This is a genomic window from Microcoleus sp. PH2017_05_CCC_O_A (assembly GCF_020738785.1).
Taxonomy (GTDB): domain Bacteria; phylum Cyanobacteriota; class Cyanobacteriia; order Cyanobacteriales; family Microcoleaceae; genus Microcoleus.
In genome coordinates this window covers 36,524-49,440 of record NZ_JAEQCB010000074.1, presented here as the reverse complement: position 1 = coordinate 49,440, position 12,917 = coordinate 36,524, and the positions used below count along the sequence as shown (strand labels likewise).

Annotated in this window: 16 protein-coding genes; 6 read left to right on the top strand and 10 right to left on the bottom strand. The window is 44.9% G+C overall.

What is annotated here, in order from left to right; genetic code table 11:
- The first annotated feature begins 78 nt into the window (after positions 1-78).
- Positions 79-1,332 carry a URC4/urg3 family protein gene (locus JGK20_RS18360; protein ID WP_293182421.1) on the top strand — a complete coding sequence of 418 codons (1,254 nt, stop codon included), beginning with the start codon at positions 79-81 and terminating at the stop codon, positions 1,330-1,332.
- Positions 1,333-1,830: 498 nt separating this feature from the next.
- Here the strand turns inward: JGK20_RS18360 and JGK20_RS18355 are convergent, their stop codons facing one another.
- From JGK20_RS18355 to JGK20_RS18345, 3 genes are all read right to left on the bottom strand, one after another.
- Entirely contained in the window at positions 1,831-2,292 is a 462-nt protein-coding gene (locus JGK20_RS18355; RefSeq protein WP_293182419.1) for a helix-turn-helix domain-containing protein, read from the bottom strand.
- A 142-nt stretch (positions 2,293-2,434) separates the two neighbouring features.
- Positions 2,435-3,010, bottom strand: a complete 576-nt coding sequence (locus tag JGK20_RS18350; protein ID WP_293182417.1) for a DUF4360 domain-containing protein — start codon at positions 3,008-3,010, stop codon at positions 2,435-2,437.
- A 205-nt stretch (positions 3,011-3,215) separates the two neighbouring features.
- Entirely contained in the window at positions 3,216-3,554 is a 339-nt protein-coding gene (locus tag JGK20_RS18345; RefSeq protein ID WP_293182415.1) for a hypothetical protein, read from the bottom strand.
- 166 nt (positions 3,555-3,720) lie between these two features.
- Here JGK20_RS18345 and JGK20_RS18340 point away from each other — a divergent pair, with 166 nt between their 5' ends.
- Positions 3,721-3,876, top strand: coding sequence for a hypothetical protein (locus JGK20_RS18340; protein WP_366039139.1), 156 nt, complete (start codon positions 3,721-3,723; stop codon positions 3,874-3,876).
- 184 nt (positions 3,877-4,060) lie between these two features.
- Complete coding sequence (locus tag JGK20_RS18335; RefSeq protein WP_293156176.1) at positions 4,061-4,207, top strand: hypothetical protein; 147 nt, start codon at positions 4,061-4,063, stop codon at positions 4,205-4,207.
- Positions 4,208-4,646: 439 nt separating this feature from the next.
- On the opposite strand, the gene JGK20_RS18330 is transcribed toward JGK20_RS18335, so the two are convergent.
- Entirely contained in the window at positions 4,647-6,566 is a 1,920-nt protein-coding gene (locus tag JGK20_RS18330; RefSeq protein WP_293231661.1) for a hypothetical protein, read from the bottom strand.
- 38 nt (positions 6,567-6,604) lie between these two features.
- Positions 6,605-7,990 carry a glycosyltransferase family 4 protein gene (locus JGK20_RS18325; RefSeq protein ID WP_293231669.1) on the bottom strand — a complete coding sequence of 462 codons (1,386 nt, stop codon included), beginning with the start codon at positions 7,988-7,990 and terminating at the stop codon, positions 6,605-6,607.
- 76 nt (positions 7,991-8,066) lie between these two features.
- Here JGK20_RS18325 and JGK20_RS18320 point away from each other — a divergent pair, with 76 nt between their 5' ends.
- A complete protein-coding gene (locus tag JGK20_RS18320; protein ID WP_293182411.1) occupies positions 8,067-8,537 on the top strand; it encodes a tetratricopeptide repeat protein in 471 nt (156 codons plus the stop codon).
- Between the two features lie 128 nt (positions 8,538-8,665).
- Entirely contained in the window at positions 8,666-9,643 is a 978-nt protein-coding gene (locus tag JGK20_RS18315) for a glycosyltransferase (protein WP_293231659.1), read from the top strand.
- Between the two features lie 315 nt (positions 9,644-9,958).
- Here the strand turns inward: JGK20_RS18315 and JGK20_RS18310 are convergent, their stop codons facing one another.
- From JGK20_RS18310 to JGK20_RS18295, 4 genes are all read right to left on the bottom strand, one after another.
- Positions 9,959-10,249, bottom strand: coding sequence for an antibiotic biosynthesis monooxygenase (locus JGK20_RS18310; protein ID WP_293216464.1), 291 nt, complete (start codon positions 10,247-10,249; stop codon positions 9,959-9,961).
- A 13-nt stretch (positions 10,250-10,262) separates the two neighbouring features.
- Positions 10,263-10,529 carry a type II toxin-antitoxin system YafQ family toxin gene (locus tag JGK20_RS18305; protein WP_293231657.1) on the bottom strand — a complete coding sequence of 89 codons (267 nt, stop codon included), beginning with the start codon at positions 10,527-10,529 and terminating at the stop codon, positions 10,263-10,265.
- Between the two features lie 2 nt (positions 10,530-10,531).
- Positions 10,532-10,738 carry a hypothetical protein gene (locus JGK20_RS18300; protein WP_293211048.1) on the bottom strand — a complete coding sequence of 69 codons (207 nt, stop codon included), beginning with the start codon at positions 10,736-10,738 and terminating at the stop codon, positions 10,532-10,534.
- A gap of 132 nt (positions 10,739-10,870) precedes the next feature.
- Positions 10,871-11,587 carry a DUF4336 domain-containing protein gene (locus tag JGK20_RS18295; protein WP_293231655.1) on the bottom strand — a complete coding sequence of 239 codons (717 nt, stop codon included), beginning with the start codon at positions 11,585-11,587 and terminating at the stop codon, positions 10,871-10,873.
- 129 nt (positions 11,588-11,716) lie between these two features.
- Between JGK20_RS18295 and JGK20_RS18290 the strand changes: the two genes are divergently transcribed.
- Positions 11,717-12,403, top strand: a complete 687-nt coding sequence (locus JGK20_RS18290) for a diacylglycerol/polyprenol kinase family protein (protein WP_293231667.1) — start codon at positions 11,717-11,719, stop codon at positions 12,401-12,403.
- A gap of 349 nt (positions 12,404-12,752) precedes the next feature.
- On the opposite strand, the gene JGK20_RS18285 is transcribed toward JGK20_RS18290, so the two are convergent.
- Complete coding sequence (locus tag JGK20_RS18285) at positions 12,753-12,902, bottom strand: isochorismate synthase (RefSeq protein WP_293182399.1); 150 nt, start codon at positions 12,900-12,902, stop codon at positions 12,753-12,755.
- Between the last annotated feature and the right edge of the window lie 15 nt (positions 12,903-12,917).

The window sequence follows — 12,917 nt, the reverse complement described above, 5'->3', positions numbered from 1 at the left end:
TATGGCTAGTCTAGGAAAAGCCTAGCCAAAATGTAAAGCCGATGCTCAAAGCACGGGGTTTCAAACCAAAAATTTTCGATGAAGTTGAATAATATTGAGCTAGAGGCTGTAAAATATCTGAGAACACCAACTGCGATTCGCCAAAAGTGCGATCGGCTTTTTAACTTAGCCTCCGAAAATAAACTCAATTTCTTCTGTGTCGATTTATCCGAACTCGACAAAGCAGCAAATTATGTAATCGACACAACCCGCCAACAGTATCCCGATTTTAATATTCCGTTTCACAGTCAGTGGCGGCATTTTGAAGCCGGCAACCAACCGCGCCTCGCTCAATTCGATGCAGCTTTAACAGAATTTTCAGTCATAGAACAAGCAAAGATAAAATTTGATTTAGCCATTGTCAGCGTTTTACTCGATGCCAGTACCGGCGCAGATTGGCAGTATTGCGAAGCAGAAACCAAAGAAGTTTATCGCCGTTCAGAAGGGTTGGCAGTAGCCACTTTTCGGATGTTTTGTCAGGGTATTTTTTCCAGCAATCCAGATTTTCCTTGGCAAGCCGATTTTCGCGGGCTTTCTCAATTAAAATTAGAAACCTTAGCGGCCGGATTTCAAGTAAGTCGAGACAATCCGCTAGTTGGTTTAACAGGCAGATTAGAATTGTTGCAGCGTTTGGGGAATGCAATTTGCCAACATCCATTATTGTTTGGCAGCGAGAACCAGCGTCCCGGCAATTTGGCACAATACTTGCTTGACAGTCTGGTTTCTGGAGTCAAAACTGTGGATTGTGCTAAAATATTGAGCGCTGTTTTGACAGGTTTTGGGGAAAATTGGCCGGGAAAATATGCCATTGGTGGCGTTAATTTAGGTGAGGTTTGGCGGCATCGGGCTTTGCAAGGAGAAAATCTGGGAGATGAATTTGTGCCGTTTCACCAACTCTCGCAGTGGTTGACTTATTCGCTGTTGGAACCGCTGCAAGAACTCGGTTTGTACGTCGTGCGATTGGACGAGTTGACGGGATTAGCGGGGTATCGTAACGGCGGTTTGTGTTTGGATATGGGGCTGTTACGGGCAAAAGATTCGGCTATTTTTGAGCAGAAGTATTTGCCGGGTTCGGAAGTTGTAGTAGAATGGCGATCGGTCACTGTGATTCTTTTAGATAAAATTGCAGCAGCTATGCGATACAAGCTGGATTTGAGTGCGACAAAATTGCCACTGGTGAAGATTTTGCAGGGAGGAACTTGGGCGGCGGGGCGAAAAATTGCCACAGAATTGAGGGCTGCTGGAGTACCGCCAATTCATATTGAAAGTAACGGGACTTTTTTTAATAGTTGACAGTGGACAGTTGACAGAAGTCAAGCGTGAAGTCAGAAGAAGGAAGGTTCGGAATGCAAGTCCGATGGCACTGAAAAAGTCTAACTGAATTGTTGTAGCAAGGATTTTTTAAAGCTGTATTTTTTTGCCAAGAAATCGTGGTTAAGCGAATTCTAGTTTAATATTAGTCAATATTGATGTTAATTATTAGGTACGTTGTTGCGCTTAAGCGCTCTTTATAATACAATACAGTTTACTTAAGATTGTCCTTATTGCTTTATATCTAAGAAAGAGCGCTCAAGCGCAACTACGTACCTTTATTGCAGTATCTATTTTTCAGAGGAGTTTCACGAATAGCAGTATATTAGTCAACTGTATTGCTTTATATCTAAGAAAGAATAGCAGTATATTAGTCAACTGTATTGCTTTATATCTAAGAAAGAGCGCTTAAGCGCAACTACGTACCTTTATTGCAGTATCTATTTTTCAGAGGAGTTGTTTTTAAATTCGATAGCTGCATCATTTTTTTTTGTTATTCAAACGCCTTGGTGCTTTTAATTTTGCTTTCATGCGATAGTGTAATTGCTTGTGTAATGTTTGATATTTGACTGATATTTGATAGTTATCTTCTACCCAGGCCGCAATTTCTTTGTAAGTTGTGAATTCACAGGATTCCTCACTTAACTTTTCTGCAATTCCTGCTATTACTGCTGAGGGAATTATTCTGGGTCTACCAGTTGCTTGCCGTATTTTTAACAGTTCTTGCAGACCGCCAGCACTATATTGTTTTAACCATCTATGTACAGTAATTCTATGTACACCTAAACGTTCAGCTACATCTGTAAGGCTTTGGCTATATCCAGCCTTTAACCAATAAAGTGCCTGGATTTTTGAGCGATTAGTCAAGGTTCGTTGCTGCGACAGAAGTTGTTTTAATTCCTCGGCTGTTACATCAATTCTTTCTTGGTAGTTTACTTTCATAGAACATTCCTCAAAGCCTAAGCGTCATTGTAGCATATCTTTGGGTAAATTCTCTAAGCTTTAGCAGTTTTGATGAGCGCACAAATGACCCGATTTCGTAAAGAAATCGGGTCATGCGTGTTATGTTTTTTAGCGGTTATGGTTAGCGGCAAGTGCGATATTTGACGTGATAAACTAAACCGCGATGAGCTAAATCGAAGGAGTCAACGGTGGCTGTGCCGGCACCGCGGGCTGTCATCGAAGCATTTACTCGCATATTTACACTGTCGCCACAGCGAGACCACACATCTGCTACAGTGGCTAAGCTATCTCGAACGTTGTAGTTGGTTTCGCCGTTGAAAGTGCGAGAAAAAACTGGGCCCTTGGCTCCAGCAAAAAAGTATTCTGCTCTGAGGTTTCCGCTGGTTTTAGGAGCAACGTAACCGCGATAATCGGCATCGTAAATCGAAATTTGGAAGCCTTGGGGTACTTTGATGGGAATGCTCAAATTGCAGCTTTTCCGGGTCTCTGCTGAGACGTTTCCTTGGGCTACAAACTTATCAAATAGGATGCTGAGTTCTTGACCGTCGGGGCTGACGCTGACGCTGGCGGATCTGTCTGGGCAACCGCTACCGCCGTAGCTTGCACCTAATATTTGAACTGATGGGTTAGCAGCCAAGGCTGGGCTGATAGCAGCAGTGGTTAATACTGTGGCTAGCAATAGTTTTACAAATTTCATGGATGTTCTCCTTAATGTTTTTTTGTTAGGACAAACCTGAATTATTCAAGGAAGATTGAGGCGATACCCTTCCAATTAGGAGATGGCAAGCCTTTACTGAAAAGGCAGTCAGACTCTGACTGGGAGCTAGATCGCTGTACCTGGCTCGGAGCTTGATCAAGTAGCATTAGTTGATGGACTAATACTTGTTTTGTCCTGATACTTTCTAAGATTCATGGCATTTAGAGATTGTTCCGGAAAATTCGATGATAAAAAATTGATTTTTTTTTACAGGTGTTTGCGGGAACAAAGCTCTGTTTTTTTTGTCTGCTGCTGCGCGGAAAAATGTTTTTTCAGCAGCAAATATTTTCCCGTGGCTATTTGTTGAGAAAAGATGCTTGCATTCTGGAATTATAGGCTTTGTAGCTGTAGTGAAATGATCTGTGTGGTAGCGGGTAACGGTAAAAAAGAGGAGAGATGTATTCTCAGGCAGATCTAGGTAGGGAGAGATGATAGTAAGGTAGATTAACTCTTCACAAAAAAATGAGTTAGTGTTATCGACCATCTTTTGATACAGCACAAGTTAACTCTCGTGCTGCAAGCTCAAGCGCACACGGGAAAATTTCGTTAACTGCTGAAAGAAATTGGGATGCTGCTAGCCTGTGAGGTGACGCGAGATTTGCTGCTGAAATACGAAGAAATGGAAATGCCGATCGCTAAAGTGAGATGTTTTGATTGTCGATCGCATTCTGGTTGCTGCTAACTCAGCAGTGGCGGCAGTCGATCGGCTTAAACAAGTGAATCCGAAGTCTATTAAGTTTTTGTCCTTGCTGGCGGCGCTGGAGGGAATCGATATTGTACTTATGTCAGGAAAAACCTATATATAGCAAGGATTACAGGATTCTTAAGATTTTATTCACAAATTGCATTATCAAGATGTATTTACTGCATCTAATCGTTAAATTCTATGTATTTAGTATAACTAATGGCAGCAATTACTACATAAAATAGAGGTATGATGCTCACTGCTTACGATCGACTAATAACTTTTTTTGAACGAGGAAAAAAACAATGGAGACTACAGCACAGAAGCAAGCCCCACATCAGACTGCTGAGGAAGTGAAAATTAACGATATCAACAGCTTGGAGTTTGAGCTTTGGGCTAAAGCGGTCAAACGACAGATGATTGCAGCACTCTCTAAAAAGGCCGCGATCTAACATCTCTGGGTTTTTGTGTGCAAGTGGTGTAAATTAACTTAACAAAATTGTTGTCTGCATTGTTGTCGGATCTCTATAGGGGGAGATCGAGAGAAGAGAAGGAGAGGGGGAGAGGGGGAGAGGGGGAGAGGGGGAGAAGAAAACTTTTTGCTTCTTCCTTGTTTTGAACGCACGGGTGGCCGGAAACTGGGTTTTTTTGCGGAAATACTTCTGTTGCGACGGGCAGAAATGGTAAAAAAACTGGTTTCTTTGTACCAAGAGTGTGTCCGTGACTTTTATTTCTGCCGAAGGTTTTTTCCCGGATTACCAGAAAAACATGGTTTAAAGCCTCTGCCTTAAGCGGGAGAAATTAAAACAAGACTATTCATTACTCGAATCCTCAAACTTCCAGGTAGAGGTCGCCCTCAACTGTCAACTGTCAACTGTCAACTGTCAACTGTCAAGATCGCTTATCAACCGCCGCTAGCAATCGCAGATTTCCGTCTTGAATCTGCACCGCTTTTACGGTTCCCACAGCGACTCTTTGTTGACCGTTAGCCATCGCTACTTCTATCTTAATCTTGGGGTCAGCCTGCAAGCCCAGGCGCCCCCACAACCATTTGATTTGAGTAGCAGGAAAAGAGCGGACTTCTACATCGGCAAAGGGCGGATTAACCCAGCGGGTTCCGTCGTAAAAACTGGCTACTTGTACCTGATACCAAACTTGTTCTCCGGTCAATTTTAACTCGTTTTTCGCTTCTGGTTCCAGCCACTCAGCGGGATTAATACTGCTAATTAAAGTAGCAGAACCCATAATTTGACTTTTGTGGTCTTCTAAACTTTCAGCCACAGAAATTGCTTCCTCAAGTTTATTGACCAAATTGCGAATTCTAGTTCGAGTTTCGCTGTCAGTATCTGGTTGCTGGTCGAGCCAATTCATCGCCTCGCGAGTTCCGTCTTGAGAGGCTACAATCAGGGTACCCCAAGCTTTGACATCGGCGTCAGCCGCGTTGACTCTCAAGGCGGCGTCTACGCGGTTCATGATCCGCCCGCCTTCATTTTTGAGGGTGGTGGCAATTTCGTGAGTGTTGCTGGGATCGGCTTCAAATACTTGCAAAGCTTGACTCCAGCGGCCGTCTATCAATTCTGCGAGAACTTGTTGGCTGGGACTGGCCCAAGATGCGATCGCCTGAGCACGAGTAATTTTAGCATGAAATTCGATCGTCTCTAGTTGAGCTTGGGCGACTGCGGGCCAATTCTGACCGGCTTTGGCTTTAGCTGAACGCATGACATTTAATCCGGGAGACCAAAGTCCGCTTTTTGCCAGTCGCAGCCCATTTTTATAAGTCTGGTCATTGAAGGCAAATTCTTCTAAGGAAATCGCGGTTAATTGAACTGGGTTCGGGATAAATTTGCGCGAACCAATTTGATAAATGGTAAATTGCGGTTCTAAACCAATTGTTTGGTCGATCGCCAACTGGGGGTTTTGCCCCTTAACAATTTGCTGCCAATTCGGCGCTTGTCCGGCCGCACTCGCCCAATCCAACAGCGAGATTAAATGATTTTGACTGGGGTTGTAGCGAACGACTTGTCCGTAGGGAATTTTCTTGTCGCCCCGCACGAGTTTACCGCTGACATTAAACCAAATGCCCAATTCGGGGGGCTTGCCGTCAAAGCGGCGCAGTTCTGTTAGCGGTAGCGACTGATTTGAGGCTTGATTGTTGGATCCAGAGTCATCCAAAGAAGCAATGACAAAAGATTCCGCCGGGCCTTCTATATTCACAGAACTTGCTAGCTGAAAATACTGTACGGTATCGGAATCGCGATCGGGAAGTTGCACCCGCTTGTACACGCGAAGTTCGACAATTTGACGGCAAGGATTTTTGCAAACTGTAGAAGCATTAACTGTTCTTTCCACCATCACCGGCAACAGCAAATCGGAAATAGAATTATCTGCGGATTTCTCAACAGGAAGCGGTAGGGGTTCGCCGGTGATGAATCCCAATTTGCGGATGCTGGCTTTGATTTGATCGAGAGTTTGGATGGTATCTCTGCTACCTGTAGGCAGGCGCGACCATCCGGGTACAAACTGAGATATCAATCTGTTCCCGTTGGGATCGACAATTAGCTGGTAACTCAGCCAAGCGCCACCTCCCATCAAAGCTGCACAGCCGCACAAGACGCTGAGGGCTGTCAAATTAGCTACCAGTCTTTTCCAAGGATATCTGGCGGGAGTTGGGGAACCAGGTATGGGAAGCTGGGACTCTTGAAGTTTTTTGGCGCGTCGGTTTTGGCGGCGGCGTCTTGTCGGAGAAGGAGTAACTTTGCGATTTTCTGGGGGTTTGGCTCGATTTTTTGAGGAGTTTATTTTGTGTTCCATCGTCGAAATTTTAGAATTTAGATTTTAGAATTTAGAGTTTAAATTTGGAATAGCCGATCGTACTGCCGACCTATGATATCCCAGGTATATTGGCTTTCAACGAGCGATCGGGCCCTCAGAGAGAGTTCCTGTCTTAGCTGATAATTTTCAAACAAACTGGTAATCGCCTCAACATACTCCTGAACTTCGTTTGCCCGCAAGGCCCTTGTCGGGGAAGGCCCGCCACCGACGGTTAAACCCTCCAAACCTCGATCGCTAGCAACTACAGGCGTTCCAGCCGCCATCGCCTCCAAAGTTTTATTTTTAATTCCAAAACCAATCCGCATCGGCACCACACAAACAGCAGCCTGATGCAAATATTCTGCCACCCTTTGCACCCTGCCTACTACTTGAATTCCCGGAAGTTTCCCCAAGGCGAGGACTTCGGGAACTGGCGAGGTGCCGACTAGGGTGAGGGTAGCATCGGGATACCGCTGCTGCAACTTTGGGAGTACCTGCAAACTGAGAAACCTGGCCGCGTCTATATTGGGCAAATTGTTCATGGCGCCTGCAAAGATTAAGGTGTGTCCTCCTGGATCGATCGACCGATAGGGAAATTCTGCCAAATCCACGCCGTTAGGAATCACATCAATGGGAGGGACAAAAAAATCTGCTTTCCCTCCGAGGCTGCCAGAGGACAGCAATTCTAGCAGTTGCTGCTTGTCTGTGGATGTGGTGGCGACAATACGGGAGAATTTGGTACAGTAACGTTTTTCGTAGCGGGCGAGTAGCGGTAAATTTAGTCGATCGCGCAGGGGTTTTTGGGAAGTCCCGGTGGCTAACATTTCCCTGCAAGTTCCCCAAACGGAACTGTGAATGTTTGCAACAGTTAGCAGTTTTTGCCGCCATTCTGGACGCACATAAATCTCGTTAACGCTGTGTTCGCAGGTAACAGCATCACATTTGCCTGCTATGACTAAATTGTCTGCCCAATTTTGCATTGCTTGAGAGTAGCTGGAGATTACGTTCGGAGGCGTCCCGGATAACAAAAATTGACTAAATCTGTGGAATTTTCCTATTATTTCGTTCATTTTCTCATCAATCCCCCCCTTGTTAAGGGGGGGAGGAAAGAACCCCCCCTCAGTAGTCTCCTTGTTAAGGGGGGGAGGAAAGAACCCCCCCTCAGTAGTCTCCTGATTGAGTCTTAGCCCCCCCTTAGCAAGGGGGGGTTGGGGGGGTGTCTGCGGGTGGAGGAAAACTGCTAATTGTGTAACTTGTTGCCTCAATGCGTCGATTTGTGAGTCAGTGACATCTGGCGATCGCACAGTACCAAGAATTACATCATGCCGCCGGCTCAAGTATTGCAACAAATTAAATGTCCTTACCTGAGTTCCGCCGCGGCTTGGCGGATAGGGAAAAGTTGAAGAAAGCATCAAAATTCGCATGGGATGTTGAATAAATAAAGTTGCCACTGTCACGATAAAATTGATTGATAAAACCTGTTTAACAATCCTCCCACCTATGGATGAATTATCTGTTAAGGCGCTGCTCGAAGATTTGAAAAAGTCTGACGAAAGCGTGCGCGATCGGGCTACTACAGAACTCTGGCGCACTTGGTTTAACCAGAAGGGTGACTACGGGATGCAAGTTCTCAGGCGATCGCAAGTTTCCCTAGATGCAGGAGATGTTCGGCACGCTTTGGATTTGCTGACAAAACTGATTGCGGAAGCGCCGGATTTTGCTGAAGCTTGGAACCGGCGCGCCGTACTTCACTATACCCAAGGCAATTATCAAAGGTCGATCAAAGACTGCGAAACAGTCCTCCAACTAAATCCGGTGCATTTTGGGGCGTTGCACGGTCTGGGTTTGTGCTACGCTGCCCTGGGAGAATACAGAAGTGCTATTCGAGCTTTTCGTCGCGCTTTGGAAATTCAACCTTTTGCATTGGTGAATCAAAAGTTAATTCTGGAATGTACAGCTCGTTTAAATTAAAAGACATAGGGCATTGGGCATTGGGCATTGGGCATTGGGCATAGGGCATAGGGCATAGGTGGTTTCTTTCCCTGAACTCAATTGCGAATTTTTTTCGCAATCTCAATCCCAAATCTAAAATGGTTTTAATGCCGAAAATTAGTGTTTGCATTCCTACTTGCAATCGAGTGCATTTGCTGGCTAGTGCGATCGCCAGCGTGCTAGATCAAACTTATACAGATTTTGAGTTAATTGTCTGCGATGACGGTTCGACGGACACGACTGCGCTGTTGATGTCGGAATTTGTCGTAGCTTGCGGGGCTCCCAGCCATCGCCCGATTCGCTACATTCGGCACCCGCAGAATATCGGCAAAAGTAATAATATGCGATCGGGCTTTGCGGCGGCTAGGGGCGAATATTTTATCAAGTTTGACGATGACGATCGCCTGAGCGCGCAATTTCTAGAGCGGACATCTGCTATTTTGGATAAAAACCCCAACATAGATTTTGTCAGTACCGACCACTGGGTCATTGATCTCAACAACAACATTGACGAAAACCAGACACAACTGAATTCGCAGCGGTGGGGCCGCACCGAGTTGTCGGCGGGAATTATTGAAGATTTACTCCCTACAGTTTTTCTGAGGCAAAGTTTGCAAATAGGCGCAACTTTGTTTCGGCGCCGCGCGCTGGAATCTGTCGGATTTCTGCGGCCCAATTGGCAAAATTGCGAAGATAACGATTTGTTTGTGAGACTTGCGCTTGCGGGCAAAAAGTGCTATTACTTGCCCGAGCTGTTGATGGAGTATCGATTTCATGCAGGACAGCAAGGATGCGATCGGGCAATTCCCTATTTGAGCGATAAATTGCGCTATTTGACCAGCTACGAATTTGATTCCGAGAAGTTGGAAACAGTCAGGATCAAGAGGATTGCAGAAACTCAATTAGCGCTTGGTTTGCGGTTAATTGAGGTGGGTGAAACGGCAAAAGGGCGGCGGATGGTGCGAGCTGGGAAGTCGGTTTCTGAGACTAAAATGTGGGCTGCTTTGGGATTGTCGCTGCTGCCAATTGAGTGGCGGGGGAGGGCTTTTGCGGCTGTGCGGGAGTTGTTGAAACGCGAGTTGTGAAGAGAGAAGATTTCGATAGAATACCGGGCGGTTGAAACGGCGGTTGAAACGGCGGTTGAAACGGCGGTTGAAGCGGCGGTTGAAACGGCGGTTGAAGCGGCGGTTGAAGCGGCGGTTGAAACCGCGTCTACACAGACAAAACCTGCCTCCGCAGGTTGAAGAGTGGGTAGTTAAAATCACATTTATGGAGACAAAATCTACCGAAAAAGCGGTTTTAATTCTTGATTTTCTTGAGTCCGCGGAGGCGGACATTGTTTGTGTAGACGCGGTTTCAACCGCCGAGTCTTTTATACTGACATTATACGAATGCGTCTTTCACAATACTCCTGACTCTAATTGGTCTAAATAGATAAATTCAGGAGCTTTAACTCCCGCTTCCTCTCTAATTTTAACCAGTGCAGGCGACTCAAAAAATGCCCTGGCATCTGCTGTTGATGTCCACGCGGAGAAATGAACAATTTTGTTAGGTTCATTCTCATACTTCAAAACCTGATACGAGCGCTCGCCAGCTTCTTTTCGGATATTTGCAGCATTGTCAAATACCTTTTTCCAAGCTGCATAATTTTCGACTTCATGAATAATTAAGACATATTGTATACTAATCAAACCTATTTTCCTCTCAATACACTTGATCGTGACTACCAATATCTACAAACACAGTTTTACCATCTTCCGTAAAGTAGAATAGCACCCTTTCGTCATAATCTACGGTAAAACTCCAAAAATCATTAAGTTTCCCCGACAGTTTGTGAGTTTTCAAAGTCGGATCAAATGGATCTATCGTGAACTGCTCTAATTTTTGCCAAAACCTTGCCTCTAAATCTGCATTGCCTTTAATACGCTTTTTGAAAGCACGTTTAAATGAAGAACTGAAACTGACTTCCATGATTACTCCTCTATCAGTTGTTTCAGTTCATTGATGTTGGCAGAAAATTTCAGCAAACCTTTTTGTTGTTCGACTTGCGCCGACTTAAAATTCTCAGAGATCTCCTCACGGCGTTCTTCACGGAGATATTGTTTCAACAATAGTTGAATTTCTTGCTTCTCATCAGCGGAAAGAATTTTTATAGCTTCAACTACATCACTGAAAGTCATAGTCTAAAAATCCCTATCGTGTTTATTCGATTAATCTAACATGAAAAAAGTAAACGCGGTTTCAACTGCCGAGTCTACTTCATGAACGATCGAGACATCCTGCACAGGCATAAAACCTATTTTCCTCTAATTTCAAACATTCACAGAGCAACCTAAAAACTGCTCGTACCCCTCTTTAAACTTTTGCTTTCCCTGAGTCTCGATGATGCTGCCGTGAGCGACAATCACTCGCTCAAAGTCCCAACCTAAAACCTTCTTAACTGACTCTCTCACTTTTTCTTTATCCTTTGTCGCAATTCGCTCCAGTATCGATGGACTCAAATTTTTATATCCGCCGATCGCTCTGCTCGCAAATTGTGTGATAATTGGGAAGCTCTCATCAAAGTGAAAGGCCGTGTCAGTTAAGATCAGAGTGCGGCTTGCAGCATGAAAAAATACACATTCATTGAGTGAATCAAAACCGCTTAAACTAAGGGTTCTGAATCCATCAAAAAATACATATTCTAGCCCCTTCCATAAACTATTTGCTTCACCCTGGATGGTTAGATCGATCGCCAAATCTGGTTTTTTAGCTTCCAAACCCGGTGCAGCCCAGAATTTCGCGTTTGGGTAGAGCTTTTTGAAATTGGCTGCAAACAAATAGTGATACAGATTGGGCGCTATGATGTGGCTAACGGTTCCCTGTTCGCTAAGCTGACTCACGATTGTATCATTGACTTGAATCGGAGAAATAACGACTAACTCGCGATTAGCCAGCCGAATCACGGTCATTCTCGTGCCAACGCTGAGTCCAAAGTACCGTAACGGTTGTTCGGCAACCCAAATATCTCGATCGATTTCTCTGAGCATCTCAAACCTTCAGCAGCTTGCGAAACAGAGTCAATTGTAGCGCTTTTTGACATCGCACCCTCAACGATCGCGATCGCGCTTTCCACTAAAGTAGTACATAGTGCCCGATCGCAGTTTTTCCTAAATATCGTGTTTATATTGTCTGAAATTCCGACTGTGTGGTTGCAAATTTCCCTCGTGGGAGCCTGGTTGGGCGTAATTTTGCTGGTGGCTGAAGGGTTAAATCGCTTTACTGCTGTCGGTGCCGAGGTATCGCGCAAGGTGGTTCACATCGGTACTGGAAACGTGATTTTGCTGGCTTGGTGGCTGCAAATACCCGACTGGGTGGGGATTTCGGCTGGTTTTTTGGCTGGTGCGATCGCCCTAATTTCCTACCAAGTTCCGATTTTGCCAAGTCTGAACACTATCCACCGCAAGAGTTTCGGGACTTTTTTCTATGCTGTCAGTATCAGCGTTCTCGTCGCTTGGTTTTGGCCGCTACAACATCAAGAATACGCTGCTTTGGGCATTTTAGTGATGGCTTGGGGGGACGGATTGGCCGCTGTTATTGGGCAGAAATACGGCAAACATCTTTATCGAGTTTGGGGAATGCAGAAGAGTTGGGAAGGTTCTGCAACTATGTATTTGGTGAGTTTTGCTGTTAGCAGTTTGATTTTGCTCTTCGTGCAAGGCAATATTTGGCAAACTTGGGCTGTGTCGGCTGTTGTAGCTTTGGTTGCTGCTACTTTGGAGTCGGTGTCTAAGTTGGGAATTGACAATTTGACTGTGCCAATCGGCAGTGGGGCGATCGCCTTTTTGCTCAATCAATTTTGGTAATTGGTTCGTAGTGAGGACTTCAGTCCTCATAAAACTCAAAACATCAACGTCAATCGATTTTAGATTTTAGATTTTAGATTTTAGATTTTAGAGGCGACCCCACTGATAAATTCGGGGGAAGAGAGGATTTTCGATTTTTGATTTGGGATTGATTCCACGGATAAATCACGTGGCGGGTACCACCTTTGAAAATCTTGATCATTACTACCAATTTTTAACGGCAAAACCCCAGCTAAACTTTGTTTAGCTGGGGAAAATTGAAGATATTTCAAAGTAGTTGAAAAACTTACCGTTATTGGGTGAGGCGAATGTCTTTGCCTATCTCACTAGAAATACTCCGATCGCCTTTTCATCTGTCCCATTTAGAGCCTTTGGGTGGCGTACCTTCAAAAGGCTGAACGCCAGTAGCCGGATAATCGTCATCGCTCCGTCTAAAAATCCTCGATGCAGCTTCCGAAACGTAACGCATTGCGCCTACCACAGATTTAGAAAGATTCATAAGAACCGCCTCTTT

Excerpts from the sequence above, each read along its gene's own strand:
- JGK20_RS18345 (WP_293182415.1), bottom strand. The coding sequence starts at position 3,554 with ATGGTCGATAACACTAACTCATTTTTTTGTGAAGAGTTAATCTACCTT.
- JGK20_RS18300 (WP_293211048.1), bottom strand. The coding sequence starts at position 10,738 with ATGACTTTCAGTGATGTAGTTGAAGCTATAAAAATTCTTTCCGCTGAT.
- JGK20_RS18325 (WP_293231669.1), bottom strand. The coding sequence starts at position 7,990 with ATGCGAATTTTGATGCTTTCTTCAACTTTTCCCTATCCGCCAAGCCGC.
- JGK20_RS18335 (WP_293156176.1), top strand. The coding sequence starts at position 4,061 with ATGGAGACTACAGCACAGAAGCAAGCCCCACATCAGACTGCTGAGGAA.
- JGK20_RS18360 (WP_293182421.1), top strand. The coding sequence starts at position 79 with ATGAAGTTGAATAATATTGAGCTAGAGGCTGTAAAATATCTGAGAACA.
- JGK20_RS18350 (WP_293182417.1), bottom strand. The coding sequence starts at position 3,010 with ATGAAATTTGTAAAACTATTGCTAGCCACAGTATTAACCACTGCTGCT.
- JGK20_RS18295 (WP_293231655.1), bottom strand. The coding sequence starts at position 11,587 with ATGCTCAGAGAAATCGATCGAGATATTTGGGTTGCCGAACAACCGTTA.
- JGK20_RS18315 (WP_293231659.1), top strand. The coding sequence starts at position 8,666 with ATGCCGAAAATTAGTGTTTGCATTCCTACTTGCAATCGAGTGCATTTG.
- JGK20_RS18305 (WP_293231657.1), bottom strand. The coding sequence starts at position 10,529 with ATGGAAGTCAGTTTCAGTTCTTCATTTAAACGTGCTTTCAAAAAGCGT.
- JGK20_RS18330 (WP_293231661.1), bottom strand. The coding sequence starts at position 6,566 with ATGGAACACAAAATAAACTCCTCAAAAAATCGAGCCAAACCCCCAGAA.
- JGK20_RS18285 (WP_293182399.1), bottom strand. The coding sequence starts at position 12,902 with ATGAATCTTTCTAAATCTGTGGTAGGCGCAATGCGTTACGTTTCGGAA.
- JGK20_RS18355 (WP_293182419.1), bottom strand. The coding sequence starts at position 2,292 with ATGAAAGTAAACTACCAAGAAAGAATTGATGTAACAGCCGAGGAATTA.
- JGK20_RS18320 (WP_293182411.1), top strand. The coding sequence starts at position 8,067 with ATGGATGAATTATCTGTTAAGGCGCTGCTCGAAGATTTGAAAAAGTCT.